This is a genomic window from Pseudomonas sp. GCM10022186, from assembly GCF_042656385.1.
GTDB lineage: Bacteria > Pseudomonadota > Gammaproteobacteria > Pseudomonadales > Pseudomonadaceae > Metapseudomonas.
On the sequence record NZ_JBHSOU010000010.1, the window covers coordinates 26,515 to 42,246 of the forward strand.

16 protein-coding genes are annotated in these 15,732 nt (G+C 68.1%); 8 read left to right on the forward strand and 8 right to left on the reverse strand.

From position 1 onward, the window contains the following. Positions 1-183: 183 nt before the first annotated feature. The 6 genes from ACFPU0_RS06655 to ACFPU0_RS06680 all read right to left on the reverse strand — a co-directional run bounded on the left by ACFPU0_RS06655 (position 184) and on the right by ACFPU0_RS06680 (position 6,922). Positions 184-1,035 (reverse strand): CAP domain-containing protein, encoded by an 852-nt coding sequence (locus ACFPU0_RS06655; RefSeq protein ID WP_377692035.1) that lies wholly within the window; start codon positions 1,033-1,035, stop codon positions 184-186. A gap of 107 nt (positions 1,036-1,142) precedes the next feature. Next, the gene (locus ACFPU0_RS06660) at positions 1,143-1,898 is read right to left on the reverse strand and encodes a TIGR01458 family HAD-type hydrolase (protein ID WP_377692036.1); all 756 of its coding nucleotides are present in this window, start codon (positions 1,896-1,898) and stop codon (positions 1,143-1,145) included. A 26-nt stretch (positions 1,899-1,924) separates the two neighbouring features. Beyond that, positions 1,925-2,596, reverse strand: coding sequence for a twin-arginine translocation pathway signal protein (locus ACFPU0_RS06665; protein ID WP_377692037.1), 672 nt, complete (start codon positions 2,594-2,596; stop codon positions 1,925-1,927). Between the two features lie 115 nt (positions 2,597-2,711). Beyond that, on the reverse strand, positions 2,712-3,788 hold the full coding sequence (locus ACFPU0_RS06670) for a lipocalin-like domain-containing protein (protein WP_377692038.1): 1,077 nt from the start codon (positions 3,786-3,788) through the stop codon (positions 2,712-2,714). Continuing rightward, positions 3,778-6,252 (reverse strand): FtsX-like permease family protein, encoded by a 2,475-nt coding sequence (locus tag ACFPU0_RS06675; protein WP_377692039.1) that lies wholly within the window; start codon positions 6,250-6,252, stop codon positions 3,778-3,780. The genes ACFPU0_RS06670 and ACFPU0_RS06675 overlap by 11 nt, the downstream gene beginning before the upstream one ends. 1 nt (position 6,253) lies before the next feature. Beyond that, on the reverse strand, positions 6,254-6,922 hold the full coding sequence (locus ACFPU0_RS06680; RefSeq protein WP_377692040.1) for an ABC transporter ATP-binding protein: 669 nt from the start codon (positions 6,920-6,922) through the stop codon (positions 6,254-6,256). 295 nt (positions 6,923-7,217) lie between these two features. Between ACFPU0_RS06680 and ACFPU0_RS06685 the strand changes: the two genes are divergently transcribed. Continuing rightward, on the forward strand, positions 7,218-7,694 hold the full coding sequence (locus tag ACFPU0_RS06685; RefSeq protein WP_377692041.1) for a YbhB/YbcL family Raf kinase inhibitor-like protein: 477 nt from the start codon (positions 7,218-7,220) through the stop codon (positions 7,692-7,694). Here ACFPU0_RS06685 and ACFPU0_RS06690 read toward each other — a convergent pair. Beyond that, a complete protein-coding gene (locus ACFPU0_RS06690) occupies positions 7,691-8,353 on the reverse strand; it encodes a DUF2459 domain-containing protein (protein ID WP_377692042.1) in 663 nt (220 codons plus the stop codon). The two genes, ACFPU0_RS06685 and ACFPU0_RS06690, sit on opposite strands and share 4 nt — an antisense overlap. Before the next feature lie 177 nt (positions 8,354-8,530). Here ACFPU0_RS06690 and ACFPU0_RS06695 point away from each other — a divergent pair, with 177 nt between their 5' ends. Together ACFPU0_RS06695 and ACFPU0_RS06700 are read left to right on the forward strand one after the other, a co-directional pair. After that, positions 8,531-9,235, forward strand: coding sequence for a YebC/PmpR family DNA-binding transcriptional regulator (locus ACFPU0_RS06695; protein WP_377692044.1), 705 nt, complete (start codon positions 8,531-8,533; stop codon positions 9,233-9,235). Further along, positions 9,213-9,464: a hypothetical protein gene (locus ACFPU0_RS06700; RefSeq protein ID WP_377692045.1), complete on the forward strand. Its 252-nt coding sequence runs from the start codon at positions 9,213-9,215 to the stop codon at positions 9,462-9,464. Before ACFPU0_RS06695 ends, ACFPU0_RS06700 begins: the two co-directional genes overlap by 23 nt. Before the next feature lie 219 nt (positions 9,465-9,683). Here the strand turns inward: ACFPU0_RS06700 and ACFPU0_RS06705 are convergent, their stop codons facing one another. Further along, positions 9,684-10,583, reverse strand: a complete 900-nt coding sequence (locus ACFPU0_RS06705) for a DMT family transporter (RefSeq protein ID WP_377692047.1) — start codon at positions 10,581-10,583, stop codon at positions 9,684-9,686. 131 nt (positions 10,584-10,714) lie between these two features. On the opposite strand from ACFPU0_RS06705, the gene ACFPU0_RS06710 reads away from it, so the two are divergent. From ACFPU0_RS06710 to ACFPU0_RS06730, 5 genes are all read left to right on the forward strand, one after another. After that, positions 10,715-11,152 (forward strand): Lrp/AsnC family transcriptional regulator, encoded by a 438-nt coding sequence (locus ACFPU0_RS06710; protein ID WP_377692048.1) that lies wholly within the window; start codon positions 10,715-10,717, stop codon positions 11,150-11,152. A gap of 160 nt (positions 11,153-11,312) precedes the next feature. After that, positions 11,313-11,747, forward strand: coding sequence for a rubrerythrin family protein (locus ACFPU0_RS06715; RefSeq protein ID WP_377692049.1), 435 nt, complete (start codon positions 11,313-11,315; stop codon positions 11,745-11,747). A gap of 15 nt (positions 11,748-11,762) precedes the next feature. After that, positions 11,763-13,106, forward strand: coding sequence for a heterodisulfide reductase-related iron-sulfur binding cluster (locus ACFPU0_RS06720; protein WP_377692051.1), 1,344 nt, complete (start codon positions 11,763-11,765; stop codon positions 13,104-13,106). Positions 13,107-13,123: 17 nt separating this feature from the next. Continuing rightward, entirely contained in the window at positions 13,124-13,705 is a 582-nt protein-coding gene (locus ACFPU0_RS06725; protein WP_377692052.1) for a DUF3501 family protein, read from the forward strand. Between the two features lie 83 nt (positions 13,706-13,788). Then, complete coding sequence (locus ACFPU0_RS06730; protein ID WP_377692053.1) at positions 13,789-15,654, forward strand: ABCB family ABC transporter ATP-binding protein/permease; 1,866 nt, start codon at positions 13,789-13,791, stop codon at positions 15,652-15,654. Positions 15,655-15,732: the final 78 nt, after the last annotated feature.

Sequence of the window (15,732 nt, forward strand, 5' to 3'; positions counted from 1 at the left end):
ATCAGGAATCAGCCCGGTAGGGTGCGCCGTGCGCACCAGGGGTTGAGCGAGGCGCAGTGGCTGCCCCCGGAATCGGTGCGCATGGCGCACCCTACGGTGGGGCAAGTGCCGGAATTGCGCTCCGGCAGATGAAGACACATCAATGGGAATCGCAGGCTCATCCTACGGAGGCGGCCGGGACGCTCACGGCGTCCCGAACAGCGCCGTCCAGTAGATGCCTGCATCGCTCTTGGGGTCCACGGCGTAGGCTGCACCCAGCTCGCGGAACTGCGGATTCATCAGGTTGGCGCAGTGGCCGGGGCTGGCCAGCCAGCCTTCCACCACCTTGCTTGCGCTATCCAGGCCGGCGGCGATGTTCTCGCCGACCAGTTGGGCGGAGTAGCCGGCCAGTTCCACACGGTCGCCGGGGGTGCGGCCGTCGCGGTCCTTGTGGTCGAAGAAGTTCTGGTTGGCCATGGCACGGGTGTGGCTCTGGGCGGCATCGGCCAGGGTGGCGTTCCAGGTCAGCGGCGCGGCGGCGGCGAAGGATTGGCTGCCGCACTGGCGAGCCCGGGTGCGGGCGGTATTGATCTGCGCCAGCAGCTTCTGCCCTTCCGCCTGCCAGTCGCCCAGGCCGCCGGCCAGCAGCGGGCGCGCCAGCACGATGCGCCAGTCCACGCCTTCGCGGCTCACACCGATATCGACGAACTGCGGGTCCAGCACCACCTGGCAGAAGCTCTCCTGTAGCGCCTTCATGGCTGCCTGCGCATCGCGCGGGCCGGACAGGTTGATGGCCTGGACGTTGACCAGCGGATAGGCCGTGCGCGTCAGTGCCGCCTGCAAGTCGCCGATGCCACCTGCCGGCAGGATCAGGCGCGGGTCCGGCTTGAGCGGCGGCAGCTCGGTCGAGGCCTGCCCCGCGCAGGGTTGTGCCTGGCTGCGGTAGGCGTTGATCGACTCGAGCAGCTGCGTCTCTTCGTTGGCCACCACTGTGCTGGCCAGCGCCAACCCCAGGGATATCCCGGCCAGACGCATGACGAAAGACGTGACGTCCATGGAAATCTCCTTCTCCAGATTGCGCCCATGATGCGCGATTCCGCCCCATTCTGCGCAATGGCCGTGACACGCGCAGTTCAGGCAGGGACGTTCGCGGACGCCGCTCCTCAGCAGAACCGCTCCACGGCTGCGGCCAGATCGGCCGCCACCCAGGCCGCCGGTGCCTGCGCCTCGTCCCCCGCGCGGTACTTGCCCGTGCGCACCAGGCAGGCCTTGAGGCCCGCGCAGAGGGCGCCCTGGATGTCCGCGACCACGTCGTCGCCGATCATCAGCGTTGCATCGGCTCGAGCGCCCAGGTCATCGAGGGCGCTGGCGAAGAAGTCGGCGGACGGTTTGCCGAGCACCAGCGCCGTGGTGCCCGCCGCGTACTCGAGGGCGCGCACGAAGGGGCCGGCATCCAGATGCAGGGCGCCCTGGCCGCGGAAGTAGCGGTTGTCGCCCATGCAGATCAGCGGCGCGCCTTCGATCAGCAACTGGAAGGCGCGGTCGAGGTGGGCATAGTCGAAGCGCATTTCCGCATCGCCGAGGACCACCGCGTCGGGCTCCGGCTGATGGAGCAGATCGGCGAACTCTTCTTCCAGGCCCGGATGGATCAGGCAGTAGGGTTTCAGCCCCCTGGCCCGTACATGGCGCAGCACGGCCTGGGGCGCGGTGAAGATCTGCTCCGCCGGCACGGCGAAGCCCATGGCCGTCAGCTGCCGGTGGATCGCCGCCCTGCCCTGGCGCGAGGTATTGGTGATCAGCCGCAGCGGGCAGCCCCTGTCCTGCAACGCGCGCACCGCCTGCAACGCACCCGCCACGGGCTGGTCGTCCACATACAGCACGCCACTGATGTCGAGCAGCACCGCCTGCAGCCTGGCCATGGTCGTCCTTCGGTTAACGATGCGGGCTAGAAGCCCCGGGCGAGGACGATGTCGAACACGCCACGGCGCAGCTCGCCGTCCTGCTCCAGGGCAATGGCGCTGGACGGCTTCTGGCTCGCCCAGGGGTCCTTGGCGATGAAGGGGTCGCCCTTGAAGTAGAGCTGCATCGTCAGCGGCACGTGCAGCGAATCAATGACCCGGAAATGGATATGCGCCGGCCGCATCAACCCCGCGTACTTCTCCAGCCCCGGCAGATTCGGCGGCACGGGGTAGCGACCCGGCATCACGGTCTCGATCCGGTATTTGCCCTGTTGGTCGGTGTAGAGCATGCCGCGCAAATGGAAGTTGCCGCTGTCGGTGAAGTTGCCGGGCTTCTCGGTGTCGTAAAGGCCGGTGCTGTTGGCCTGCCAGACTTCCACCAGGGCGCCGGGAACGGGGGTCCGGCAGTCCGAGCTGAACACGGTTCCGCTCACCACCAGGCGCTCGCCGGGCTCTTCGGGCCCCGCCAGCCGCGCCTGGAACGGCGCGCCGAAACGATAGTAGGGACCGAGGATGTCCCCCTCGGTGGGCCGGCAGCCTTGGCGGGCGGCGAAGACCGGCCCCGCCAGCAGCCCGCCGCCCAGCATGAGTGCGCTGCCGCACAGGAAGTGGCGCCGCGAGAAGCCTTGACCGGCCGCCGGGATTCGCTGCTTCTCCATCTTTGCCTCCTGCCGGGTGTTCGACCCGGTCGCAGAGCTGACGACACGCCTGGTTTCTGGCCATCGAGAAATCAGTTTAGGCAGCGGTCCCAGCGCCAGCCAGGAGGCCGCCACCTCAATACCCGGTCAGCTCCAGGTACCCCACCCCGCTGTGGCTGCCGCTGAAGCGGATGGGCCCTTCCCAGTACGGGAAACGGGTGTCCATCCAGGCGTTTTCCTGTAGCGGAGCGCTGGTGATGTCCAAGCCCTGGCCGGGGATGCGCAGGGACCAGCGGGTCGGCAGTTGGCGGCCGGCGACCCGGCTTTGCCGCAAGGGGGTCATGAGGATCTCCTGGCTGCCCAGGGTACGGGCGCGGCCGTCGGCGCCGATCCAGGTGCCGGCGCGGTAGTGCTGGCCATCAGCGTGGCGCAGCTGGAACAGCATGAGCTTTTCGCCGCTGTCCAGGTGCAGGGAGAACCAGTCCCAGCCCTGCTGGTCGGGCGCCAGGGGCTGGCTGCTCCATTCCCGGTCCAGCCAGGCTTGCCCCCTGACCTGATGGGTCTCGCCCTCCAGGCTGATCGTGCCCCGGGCCTGGAGGAAGGGCTGGCTGTAGTAGTAGGAGGCCTGCCCCTGGCCGGATTTGCGACTGAAGCCCTGGTCGCCGTGCAGCACCAGGGGGCCGCTGCCGACCAGTTGCAGGCGATAGCCGAAGCCGGCGCCGTCGGCCCGCAGTTCCAGCTCACCCAGGCCATCGGCTGCCGGCGCCCGGCTGCTGAAGCTCCACTCATCGATCCAGGCCCTGAAGGGCGAAGCCTCGACGCCAGCCTGGCCGACGCCGCCGCGGGCGAAACGCTCCGCCGAACGGTGGCCGCGGGGGCCGGTCAGTGCGGCATGGCCCATCCACAGGTTCTGGTTGCGCCAGCCCGCCTCCGTGGAGCCGGGCTGCAGGGCACTGCGGAACAGCGTCCACTGCAGGCCCCAGGCACGGCCCTGCTCGTCTTCCAGGTTGGCCGTCACGTACCACCATTCGATGCGGTAATCCGGGTGCGCACCGTGATCGGCCGGAAAGTTCAAGGCCCTGCCCGGGGTCACCCGTGCGAAGTGTTCCGAGGCGCTGCCGAGCCCGGCGAAACCTTCCGCCGCGGGCGGTTCGGCATCGCAGCCGATGAGCAAGAGGGCCGCGAGCACTGTCGCGCGCGAACTAGGGCTCATGGGTGAAAGTCCTCAGCAACTCGGCCGGGCTGGCGCGGCCGAGTTTCCACCATGGCCAGGCAGCGGCCAGCAGGGTGGCGAGCAGGGCCATGGCGGACAGGTGCAACAGTTGCCAGGGAAACACCTGCAGCGGCAGGCGCCAGCCGAATGCCCGCACGTTGATCACCGCCACCAGGCACCAGGCCAGCAGCAGCCCCAGGGGAACCGCCAGCAGCAGGGTGAGCAGGGCCAGAAACAGGGTCTGGCCGAGGCTGAGCATCGCCAGTTGCCGCCGCCCCACCCCCAGGGCCCAGAGGGGCGCCAACTGGACGAGGCGCGTCTGGCCGAGGGTCAGCAGGCTGATGAACAGCGCCACGCCGGCGACCCCCAGGGTCAGGCCGTTGAGGGCGTCGGTCGCGCTGAAGGTGCGCTCGAACACCCGCGTCGACCAGGCCTTGAGTTCGCTCTGGTCGATGAGCCGGCCACTGTCCAGGGCGAAGGTCGTCTGCAAGGCCCGCATCAGTGCGGGCACCTCGGCCTCCGGCAGATGCAGGCTGTAGCTGCGCGGCGCGAGCCCCGGCCAGTGCTGCCGCAGGGCCTCGGCATTGACCAGCAGGTGACCCTTGGGATTGCCGTAGTCGGCATAGAGGCCGACGACCTCCAGCGTCCACGTCCCCTGTGGGGTGGGCAGCGCAAGCTGCTCCCCCAGCCCCAGGTCCAGGCGGCGTGCCAGTTGCTCGCTGAGCATCACGGCCGGTTGCCGGGCCAGGCGATCCCAGGCATCGGGGCTGGCTTCGAGCAGCGGCCAGTGGGCGCGGTAGGCCGGGTGATCGAGTACGCCGCCGAGCTGCGCCGGCCAGCCCTGCAGGCGCAACTCGACCCGCCAGCTCGGCAGTACGGCGCGGATCTGCGGCTGGCGGCCCAGCCAGGCACCGATCTCTGCCGCCTGCTGCGGGTCCCGCGGGGTCAGGTAGAGCTCGGCGGCCAGGCGCTGGTCGAGCCAGTCGGCAAAGGTCTTGCGAAAACCTTCGGTCATGCTGCCGACGCCGATATTCGCCGCCAGCGCCAGCAGCAGGGCCATCAACGCCAGCGCCAGCGCGGGCAGTTGCTGCCGGCTGTCGGCGATGAACCAGTGCGCCAGCGGCCCGCGACAATGGGGCAACAGCCACTCCAGCAGCAGGTGCAGGCACAGCGGCAGGCACAGGGCGGCGCCCAGCAGCAAGGCGGCGAGCAGGACGAAGCCGGCGACCAGGCTGTCGCCGACTCCCAGGGCGATCAGCGCCAGCGCGCCGAGCACGCCGGCCAGCAGGGCCTGGCGGCGTAACCAGTTGGCCTGGGTGCGGTGCCAGGCCTCCGGTTGGGCCAGGGCCAGCAGCGGCAGCCGCGCGGCCCGGGCCAGGCTGCCGGCACCGGCGAGCAAGGCGCCCAACAGGCTGATGGCCAGGCCGCCCAGCCACCACCAGGGGCCGAGGCTGAGCTGGCCGGCCACCTCGGCGCCATACAGGCCGCGCAGGCTGGCCACCACGTCGGGCAGCAGCAGGCTGGCCAGCCCGTAGCCGCTGAGCACGCCGGCGAAGCCGCCGAGCAGGGCCAGGCCCCCCAGTTCCAGGGCCAGGGCGGCGACCAGCAGGCGCAGGCTCACCCCGCAGGCACGCAGGGTGCGCAACAGGGCGCGGCGCTGCTCCAGGGCCAGGCCGATGGCGGCATGCACGATGAAGAGTCCGACCACGAAGGCCAGCAGGCCGAGGGCGCTGAGGTTGAGGTGGAAGCTCTCGGTGAGCCGCGCCAGGTCGGCGGCCTCGCTGCGCCGATCGAGCACCAGTTGGTCGGCCAGGTGCGCCGGCAGAGGCGGTTCGCCACGGGCGAAGGCGGCGGGCAAGAGCAAGCCGGAGAGTTTTTCCGGGGCGCCGAGCAGCCGCTGGGCAACGCCGATATCCACCAGCAGCACGCCGGGCGCCACCTGCGGGCGCACCTCCAGCGGCGGCAAGGCCTGCCCGGATTCGCCGAGCGGCCGCGCACCGGCCACCAGGCCCAGGTCCGCCAGGGTGTCGGCTGCTACCCAGGTACGCCCGGGCTGGCCGAGAAAGGCCGGCAGGTCCAGGGCGTCGAGCCTCTGCCCGGCCAGTGCGGTGCCGGCCGGCAGGGTCAGGGGCTCGATGCCGATCAGTTGCAGGCGTTGCTCGCCCCGCCCTTGCAGGCGCAGCCGGCCCTGCAGGATCGGCGATACCGGCCAGCCCAACCGCCGCAGGTCGACGAAGGCCTGCTGCGGGAACAGCCCGCCATTGCGCGCAACGAGCAGGAACCGCTCCTGGCCGAACAGCTCGCCGACCCGCGCATAGCTTTCCCGCGCCTGGCTGTTCAGCGCCTGCACGGCGGTCCACAGGCTGGTGGCCAGCCACAGGCCGGCCAGCACGCTGAAGAACTGCACCGGATGCCGACGCCAGTGGCTGAGCAGGCCGTGCAGCGTCCAGCGGAAAACCTGCATGTCAGACCTCGACCCGCTCCAGCAGGCGGCCGCCGTGCAAGGTCAGGCGCCGTTCCAGGCGCGCGGCCATGCGCGGGCTGTGGGTGACCATCAGCAGGCTGGTGCCGCTGCCGTCGAGCAGCTCCAGCAGCAGCCCCAGCACCTCCTCGCTGGTGGCCTCATCCAGGCTGCCGGTGGGTTCGTCGGCCAGCAGCAGGGGCGGCCGGGCCGCCAGGGCACGGCCCAGGGCCACCCGCTGCTGCTGGCCGCAGGAAAGTTGTTCGGGATAGCGCTGGAGCAGCTCGCCAAGGCCGAGCCGGCGCACCAGCTCGGACTGCCAGCGCGGGTCGTGACGACCGGCCAGGCGCGCCTGGAACGCCAGGTTATCCGCAACGCGCAGGCTGGGGATCAGGTTGAACTGCTGGAACACCAGGCCGATGCCCGTGCGCCGCCAGGCCGCCAGCTGGCGCTCGTCAAGCCCGGCGAGGGACAGGCCGCCGATCGAGATGCTGCCGGCATCGAAACGATCGAGCCCGGCCACCAGGTGCAGCAAGGTACTCTTGCCGCTGCCGGACTCGCCCATCAGCGCCAGGCTCCGGCCTTCGTCCAGTTCCAGGTCGAGCCCGCGGAGCACCTCCAGCGGTCCCTGGGGCGTCGGGTAGCTCTTGCACAGACCCTGGATCTTCAGCATCGGCGTACGGCCTTCGAGGCGGTGACTGCGATGATTGTGGCAATGGCCCCGCTGTCGGTCGGGACGCCTCACCCGGCCGGGGTTGTCCTTCCAGATTAGAACCTGTCCCGGACTCGCCGGGTGCCAGCCGGAGGACGCGGGCGGGTGAGCGGCAATTCATCCGGCGGTTTTCCAGAGCACCGGGGCATTACCCACTATTCTTTTATGGCGTTCCCGGATACGGCCGACCTGCAAGGCATGCCGTCGCTGTTGCAGTCTGCCGTTGAACCAATCTGGTAACCACGGAGAGACGGCCATGACCTTCCGCCTGAGTTCCACCGCATTCGCCCATAACGAACCGATCCCCGAGTCGCATACCTGCGACGGCCGGGACATATCGCCGCCGCTGAACTGGACCGAACCGCCGGCCGGCACCCGCAGCCTGGTGCTGATCGTCGACGATCCGGACGCCCCCGACCCCGACGCGCCGAAGATGACCTGGACCCACTGGGCGCTCTACAACCTGCCGCCCACCGCCGGCATCCTGCCCGAGGGTGTGCCTGACAGCGACCTGCCAGCGGGCACCCTGCAGGGGCTCAACGACTGGCAGCGCACGGGCTATGGCGGCCCCTGCCCGCCGATCGGCAACCACCGCTATTTCCACAAGCTGTTCGCCCTGGACACCATGCTGGTCGACCTGCGCCACCCGACGCGGGCAATGCTGGACCAGACCATGAAAGGGCACGTCCTGGCCCAGGCGGAGCTGATCGGTCGTTATCAGCGGCATCGCTAGGGTCCACTGTTGCAAGCGTCGAGCGTCGGCTGCGCCTCGCGCAAGCGGGACATCACGCCATCGGCCGTCAGCACCGAGGTGGACGACAGGGCGATGCCGCTCGCGGCGACGGCCTCGGCAACCCAGGTGTTGCAGGTGTAGGCCAGCGAGTAGCGCCCCCGCGCCCGATAGAAGCGGCTCTCGCCGTACAGGCCGTGGCCAAGCCCTTGCAGCCCGTTTTGCGGGGTGGCGGCGAAGCTCGCAGCGAGACGGGCCAGCAGGCGCCGGTAGCCGTCTTCCCCGACCCGCAGCGTCACCGTCTCCGCCCCCGGGAAGGCAGCATCCGGTGCACCGGGCACCCAGACCACATGGAGGACGCTGCCACGGGACCCGCCCAGCGCGCGCAATGCCTGCGCCAGGCCGGCCCGCGGCGTCCGGTAGAAGTCTTCATCGCCCCAGCCGAGTTCCAGATAGCCGTGGTCGCGAAAGTCCCGGCCAAGGGCAGGCAGCACCTGCAGCAGGTCGCGGCTGGCGAGCACTATCCCGGTATGCCAGCCGTGGTTCACCACCTGGAAGGTTCGCGTCATCTGGCAAGGCGCCACGGACGGCGCCCTGACCGGTTGCGTGGCACTGCAACCCAGCAGCATGAGGAGCACCAGCAGGACGATGGACCTGGACACGGTTCGCGTGCTCGAAGGACGTTTCAATCAAACATAGATCGCTCCGCCATTTACCGGCCTGCACGGGCGCATCTGACGAGTCGGCTGGCCGCCGCCCTGGCCCGCCCAGTAGAATCGCCGGTCATCGCGAGCGCACCCAGCGCCCGCCCCCCATCCACAACCAGCGAGAGAGCCGCCATGGGCGCCCAGTGGAAAGCCAAACCGAAAGAAGCCGCCGCCAACGCCCGAGGGAAGATCTTCGGCAAACTGGTGAAGGAAATCATGATCGCCGCGCGCAACGGCGCCGATCCGGACATGAACCCCAAGCTGCGCCTCGCCATACACCAGGCCAAGAAGGCCTCCATGCCCAAGGACACCCTGGAGCGCGCCATCAAGAAGGGCTCCGGCCAGTCGGGCGAGGTGGTCAACTACGAGCGCACTCTCTATGAAGGCTTCGCGCCGCACCGCGTGCCGGTGATCGTCGAGTGCCTGACCGACAACCTGAACCGCACCGTCGCCGAAGTGCGCGTGCTGTTCCGCAAGGGCCAGCTGGGCACTTCCGGTTCGGTGTCCTGGGACTTCGACCACCTGGGCATGATCGAGGCCGAACCGGCCAGCGCCGATGCCGATGCGGAACTCGCCGCCATCGAGGCCGGCGCCCAGGACTTCGAAGCCGCGGACGAAGGCGCCACCCTGTTCTACACCGACCCCACCGACCTGGACGCCGTGTGCAAGGCGTTGCCGGAGTTCGGCTTCACCGTGCAGTCGGCCAACCTGGGCTACAAGGCGAAGAACCCGGTCAGCCTTTCCGGCGCCGAACTGGAAGAAGTGGAAGCCTTCCTCGATGCCCTGGACAACCACGACGACGTGCAGAACGTCTATGTCGGCCTGCAAGCCAACTGAACCCCGGGGCCGTCGGCAGTTCCACCAGGAGCACGCCGAGCAGGCCCGCAGCGAAGCGCTGCGCCTTCTGGCGCAGCGCGAGGCCATGGGCCCGCGCTGGCTGGCCTGGGTGGCCACCGAGCTGTACCACCTCAAGCCCTCGGAATTCGCCAACATGGTGCGCCGCGAACTGGAACGCCTGAGCACGGCGGATCGCCAGTTCGCAGGGGCGTCGAAAGAATTGCACTGAGGCCCGCGGGCTCCTGTAGGGTGGATGTCGTTTTTTACATCCACCAACAGGGCCCGGCCGTACCCCGAAAGGTGGACCGGTGAAGCGTGGTCCACCCTACGGCCAAGCGGGAATCCGTGCGTAGGTGGATAGCGCCTTTCTATCCACCAGGTCCGCGTGAAGATTGCCGGTGGAAATCCGTTACCGGGATTTCCACCCTACAGGGGACACGTCGCGAACCTACGATTGCGCCGGTGCCGTTTTGCGCAGGCTGAAGCCCCAGCCCTGCTGCATGCCCAACGCCGCGACGAGGATGGCCGCCACGCCCAGCCACTGCAGCAGGTCGAGACGGTGGCCGAAGGCGAACCAGTCGACGAAGATCGCTGCGATCGGATAGATGAAGGACAGCGCGCCGGTCATGGCCGTCGGCAACTTCTGGATCGCGCCGTAGAGCAGCACGTACATCACGCCCGTGTGCACCACCCCCAGGGTCAGCAGGATCGACCAGGCGTCGCCGCCCTGGGGCAGGCTGGAGAGGTTCGCCATGGGCGCCAGCAGCAGCACGCCGGTGCACACCTGGATCAGCGCGATCAGGTGCGGCGGTACCCCGCCCAGCCACTTGATGATCAGTGCGGCGATCGCATAGAGCAGCGCCGCCCCCAGGGCCAGGGCGATGCCCGCCAGGTAGTCGCCGCCACCCTCCCCCTGCCCGCCATGGGCGCTGACGATGGCCAGCATCCCGGCGAAGGACACCGCCAGCCAGGCGAGCTTCCGCGCGGTGATCTTCTCGCCGAGGAAGAGCGCCGCCAGCCCCACCAGCATGAACGGCTGGACGTTGTAGACCGCCGTGCCGATGGAGATGGACGCCCGCGAGTAGGAGGCGAACAGCAGCACCCAGTTGCCGACGATGGCCACGCCGCTTAGCACCGCCAGGAGGAAGGTGGTGCGGGTCAGGATGCCGGGCCGCAGGAAGCCCATCGCCGCGCAGATGACCAGCAAGGTCGCCGCGCCGAACAGGCAGCGCCAGAACACCACATCCAGCACCGGCTGCCCGGAGAGCATCACCAGAGCGCCGATGGTGCCGGAGATGAGCATGGCGGCGACCATTTCCATTGATCCGCGATGTATCGATTTGTCCATGATGGGTCTCCTCTGCATGGCGCACAGTATGACGAGCCCGATCAGGGCAACTCCATGCGAAAGCGAAGGCCGCACTCCTCATCTACCTTTACTATCAAGGCATTTTTCTTCGATTACCTAACGAGACCGCCATGACCGATGACATCGACCAGTTGCTGATCGCCGCGCTGATGGAAGACTCCCGCCGCTCCCTCAAGGCCCTGGCGCAGATCAGCGGCCTCTCCTCCCCCAGCGTCGCGGAACGCCTGCGCAAGCTGGAGGAACGCGGCGTGCTCAAGGGCTACACGGTGGACGTGGACCCGAAGGCCTTCGGCTACCAGTTCCAGGCCATCGTCCGCATCCGCCCGCTGCCCGGCCAGTTGCAGGAAGTGGAGCGGCAGATCCAGGGCATCCCGGAATTCACCGAGTGCGACAAGGTGACCGGCGACGATTGCTTCATCGCCCGCCTGTGCGTGCGCTCGATGGAACAGCTGGACACCCTGCTCGACCGCATCAATGGCTATGCCGAAACCAACACCGCCATCGTCAAGAAGACCCCGGTGAAACGACGGCTGCCACCGATGGCCTGAGGCTGCCGGTGGGCTGAAGAACGCCCCGCCAGCGCACCCATAGCTACACTCAATCATGCCAATTCGCATTTTTCATCGGGACACTGGAAATGCGGGGTTAGGCTTTCTAAGGTCACGACCGTAAGGCCGTCTCCTGCATTTTCCTCCATGAGGTGATGACATGAGCATGCTGAAAGGTTCCAGGACCGAGCAAAACCTGAAAGACGCCTTCGCCGGCGAATCCATGGCCAACCGGCGCTATCTGTACTTCGCGGGCAAGGCCGACATCGAAGGCTACAACGACGTCTCCGCCGTATTCCGTTCCACCGCCGAAGGCGAAACCGGCCATGCCCATGGCCATCTGGAATACCTCGAACAGTGTGGTGACCCGGCCACCGGCCTGCCGTTCGGCGGTACCGAACTGAACCTCAAGACCGCCATCGCCGGCGAAACCCACGAGTACACGGACATGTACCCGGGCATGGCCAAGGTCGCTCGCGAAGAAGGCTTCGACGAAGTCGCCGACTGGTTCGAAACCCTGGCCAAGGCCGAACGCTCCCACGCCAACCGCTTCCAGAAGGCCCTGGGCGAGCTGACCATGGGGAACGCCGCCTGAGGCGGGACAACCTGAATGGCCACGCCAGTGGACAACACCCGCGAGGGTAACCTCGAGGCCCCCACGCGCCATCCCCTTGGCTGGGAAGCTCCCGAGTTCTGGGACCACGCGGCCCTGGAGGCCGAAGAGGAGCGGGTGTTCCACATCTGCCACGGCTGCCGCCGCTGCGTCAGCCTGTGCCACGCCTTCCCCACCCTGTTCGACCTGGTGGATGCCTCCGAAACCATGGAGGTGGACGGCGTGGCCAAGGCCGATTTCCCCAAGGTCAGCGAGCAGTGCTATCTCTGCGACCTGTGCTACCAGATCAAATGCCCCTACACGCCACCCCATCCGTGGAACGTGGACTTCCCGCACCTGATGCTGCGCGCCAAGGCGGTGGCGTTCCGCGAGCAGGGCGCGCCGCTGTCGGCGCGAATCCTCGCCAGCACCCGTGAAGTCGGGCGGCTGGCGTCCATCCCGGTGGTCGCGCAGACGGTCAATGCCGCCAACCGTAACCCGACTGCGCGCAAGCTCCTGGAAAAGGCGCTGGACGTGGACGCCCAGGCCCGGCTGCCCACCTACCAAAGCCCCAGCGCCCGCAAGCGCCTGAAAGCCCTGGACGGCGCCGGCACGCCACAGGCCGCCGGCCGCACACGCGGCAGGGTGGCTATCTTCACCACCTGCTATTGCGACCATTCCGATCCGGGCGTGGTGGAAGACCTGGCCTGCGTGCTGGCGCACAATGCCATCCCCACGCGCCTGGTGGAGCGCGAGAGCTGCTGTGGCATGCCCAGGCTCGAACTCGGCGACCTGGACAGCGTGCGCCGCCTGAAGGTGTTCAATATCCCGGTACTGGCGGACATGGTGCGCGACGGCTGGGACCTGACGGCCGCCGTACCCTCCTGCGTGCTGATGTTCAAGCAGGAACTGCCGTTGATGTTTCCCGACGACGAGGACGTGGCGCTGGTGCGCGACCGGTTCTTCGATCCTTTCGAATACCTCTTCGAACGCCACCGCGCCGGCCTGCTGAATACCGACTTCAAGGTGTCGCTGGGCAAGGTCGCCTGGCAGGTGGCCTGCCACCAGCGGGTGCAGAAGATCGGCCCGAAGACCCGTGAGGTCCTGCAACTGGTACCGGGCACGGAAATCCTCACCCTGGAACGCTGCTCCGGGCACGACGGCACCTACGGCGTGAAACACAAGAGCTACGCCCTCTCGCGCAAGCTGGCGCGCCCCGTGGAAAAACTGGTGGCCAATGCCCAGCCCGAGCACTTCACCAGCGACTGCCCCATGGCCGGCGGCCATATCGCCCATGGCCTGGGCAATCACCCGCCGGCGGAGCACCCCCTGAGCCTGCTGCGCAAGGCCTACGGCATCTGACCAACGAGACCGAGCCCATGAAACCACTCGCCCGCGACGACCTGCTCAGCCTCGAAGGCTACGCCCAGCAGCGTGCGGCATTCCGCGCCCGCGTCATCGCCCACAAGAAGGCCCGTAGCGTGCGCCTGGGCGAGCATCTGACGCTGATCTTCGAGGACCGCCTGAGCATCCAGTACCAGGTCCAGGAAATGCTGCGCATCGAGCGCATCTTCGAAGCCGACGCCATTCAGGATGAGCTGGACGCCTACAACCCGCTGATTCCCGGCGGCGACGACCTGCGCGCCACGCTGCTGCTGGAGTTTTCCGACGAGGCGCAGCGCCGGCGCGAACTGGTGCGCCTGCGCGGGATCGAGCATGGCTTCGAACTGCGCATCGACGGCCAGCCGGCGGTAACCGCCATCGCCGATGAAGACCTGCCACGCAGCAATGAGGAAAAGACCTCCGCCGTGCACTTCCTGCGCTTTCCGCTGAGCGCCGGACATATCGAGGCCTGGCGCTCGGGGGCAGCAGTCACCCTGGCCTCCACCCTGCCCGCGCTCGCCGTGGCCGCCTCCCTCAGCGACGAACAGCGGCAGGCGCTGGCCGCCGACTTCGACTGAACGGGCATCCCATCACGAGATTCCAGCCCGCCCCGCGACTGGGGTAATGTCACCGGATATTTCCCGGACAAGGCAGGTGGGCGATGGCAGCCCTGGATAACAAGCCGGCGACGCAGGATGCGGCCGGCGACAAGAACGACGGCAGCGCGCCCGTCGCACGCAAGGCCGGTTCCCGTGGCGACGCCGCCGTGATCGCCACCTTGCTGCCCTACCTGCGGCCTTACGTGGGGCGCATCGCCCTGGCGCTGGGGCTGATCCTGGCGGCCAAGCTGGCCAACCTCTACATACCGATCGCCCTCAAGCAGATAGTCGACCAGCTCAATGTCCAGCCCAGCCTTGCGATATTGCCTGTGGCCCTGCTGCTGGCCTACGGCGCCTCGCGCATCGGCGTCACCCTCTTCACCGAATTGCGCCAGGTGGTGTTCGCCCGGGTGATGGCGCGAGCCTCCCGGCAAATCACCCTGAAGGTCTTCCAGCACCTGCACGGCCTCAGCCTGAAGTTCCACCTCAGCCGCCGCACCGGTGGCGTGGCCCGCGACGTAGAGCGCGGCGGCAGCGCCATCTCCGACCTGCTGGACTGGACCCTCTACACCATAGTGCCGACCCTGCTGGAGGTCGTGCTGGTCACCCTGGTGCTGGTCTGGGCCTATGACTGGGGCTTCGCCTTCATCACCCTCGGCACCTTGCTGGCCTATGGCGTCTGGACCTTCGCCGTGACCGAGTGGCGCACCCGCTTCTACCGCGCCTCGGTGGAGGCCGACACCCGTGCCAACGAGCGCGCGGTGGACTCGTTGCTCAACTACGAGACGGTCAAGTATTTCAACAACGAGGCCCACGAGTCGGCGCGCTACGACGAGAACCTGCGCTTCCTGGAGAACGCCCGGGTCAAGGCCACCAAGTCCCTGGCCCTGCTCAACCTGGGCCAGACGGCCGTAGTCGCCATCGGCGTCACCGCCATGATGTGGCGCGCCGCCACCGGGGTGGTGGCCGGCGAGCTCACCATCGGGGACCTGGTGCTGGTCAATACCTACCTGCTGCAGCTGTCGGCACCGCTGTTCATGCTGGGGATGATGTACCGCGAGGTGAAGCAGGCGCTGACCAACATGGAGCGGCTGTTCGGCCTGCTGGACGAACGCCAGGATGTGCAGGACGCGCCGGGTGCCATCCCGCTGCAGACCAGCCGTCCGCGGGTGCGCTTCGAGCAGGTGCACTTCGGCTACGACCCGCGCCGGGAAATCCTCCACGGCGTGGACTTCGAGATTCCGCCCGGCGGCACCGTGGCGGTGGTCGGCCATTCCGGCTCGGGCAAGTCCACCCTCGCCCGCCTGCTCTACCGCTTCTACGACATCGACTCCGGCCACATCCGCATCGACGGCCACGACCTGCGGGACCTGACCCAGGCCTCGGTGCGCGGCGCCATCGGCATAGTTCCCCAGGACACCGTGCTGTTCAACGACAGCATCTACTACAACATCAGCTACGGCCTTCCGGCGGCCAGCCGCGAAGAGGTGGAAGCCGCCGCCCGTGCCGCACACATCCATGACTTCATCCTGCGCCTGCCCGACGGCTACGAGACCCAGGTGGGCGAACGCGGGCTCAAGCTCTCCGGCGGCGAAAAGCAGCGCGTGGCCATCGCCCGCGCCCTGCTGAAGAACCCGGCCATCCTGATCTTCGACGAAGCCACCTCGGCCCTGGATTCCAAGTCGGAAAAGGCCATCCAGACCGCGCTGGACCGCATCCAGGTGGGCCGCACCACCCTGGTCATCGCCCACCGCCTGTCCACGGTGATGGACGCCGACCAGATCCTCGTCCTCGACGCCGGCCGCGTGATCGAACAAGGCACCCACCGGCAACTGCTGGAGGCCGGCGGCAGCTACGCGCAGATGTGGCTGCTGCAGCAGCAGGAACCGGAAGCGACCGGCTCGCCCATTCCGAGTGTGAAGGGTTGACCGAGCGCTGGTGGAAATCCACTTCGTGGATTTTCCACCCTACGTCGGACACGCGCCACGGCTGTTTCATCCTGCTCC

What these genes read in the sequence shown, in the direction of transcription:
- ACFPU0_RS06655 (WP_377692035.1), bottom strand. Translation starts at nt 1,035, where the DNA reads ATGGACGTCACGTCTTTCGTCATGCGTCTGGCCGGGATATCCCTGGGG.
- ACFPU0_RS06710 (WP_377692048.1), top strand. Translation starts at nt 10,715, where the DNA reads ATGACCGATGACATCGACCAGTTGCTGATCGCCGCGCTGATGGAAGAC.
- ACFPU0_RS06720 (WP_377692051.1), top strand. Translation starts at nt 11,763, where the DNA reads ATGGCCACGCCAGTGGACAACACCCGCGAGGGTAACCTCGAGGCCCCC.
- ACFPU0_RS06700 (WP_377692045.1), top strand. Translation starts at nt 9,213, where the DNA reads ATGTCGGCCTGCAAGCCAACTGAACCCCGGGGCCGTCGGCAGTTCCAC.
- ACFPU0_RS06675 (WP_377692039.1), bottom strand. Translation starts at nt 6,252, where the DNA reads ATGCAGGTTTTCCGCTGGACGCTGCACGGCCTGCTCAGCCACTGGCGT.
- ACFPU0_RS06665 (WP_377692037.1), bottom strand. Translation starts at nt 2,596, where the DNA reads ATGGAGAAGCAGCGAATCCCGGCGGCCGGTCAAGGCTTCTCGCGGCGC.
- ACFPU0_RS06705 (WP_377692047.1), bottom strand. Translation starts at nt 10,583, where the DNA reads ATGGACAAATCGATACATCGCGGATCAATGGAAATGGTCGCCGCCATG.
- ACFPU0_RS06680 (WP_377692040.1), bottom strand. Translation starts at nt 6,922, where the DNA reads ATGCTGAAGATCCAGGGTCTGTGCAAGAGCTACCCGACGCCCCAGGGA.
- ACFPU0_RS06685 (WP_377692041.1), top strand. Translation starts at nt 7,218, where the DNA reads ATGACCTTCCGCCTGAGTTCCACCGCATTCGCCCATAACGAACCGATC.
- ACFPU0_RS06670 (WP_377692038.1), bottom strand. Translation starts at nt 3,788, where the DNA reads ATGAGCCCTAGTTCGCGCGCGACAGTGCTCGCGGCCCTCTTGCTCATC.
- ACFPU0_RS06660 (WP_377692036.1), bottom strand. Translation starts at nt 1,898, where the DNA reads ATGGCCAGGCTGCAGGCGGTGCTGCTCGACATCAGTGGCGTGCTGTAT.
- ACFPU0_RS06725 (WP_377692052.1), top strand. Translation starts at nt 13,124, where the DNA reads ATGAAACCACTCGCCCGCGACGACCTGCTCAGCCTCGAAGGCTACGCC.
- ACFPU0_RS06695 (WP_377692044.1), top strand. Translation starts at nt 8,531, where the DNA reads ATGGGCGCCCAGTGGAAAGCCAAACCGAAAGAAGCCGCCGCCAACGCC.
- ACFPU0_RS06730 (WP_377692053.1), top strand. Translation starts at nt 13,789, where the DNA reads ATGGCAGCCCTGGATAACAAGCCGGCGACGCAGGATGCGGCCGGCGAC.
- ACFPU0_RS06715 (WP_377692049.1), top strand. Translation starts at nt 11,313, where the DNA reads ATGAGCATGCTGAAAGGTTCCAGGACCGAGCAAAACCTGAAAGACGCC.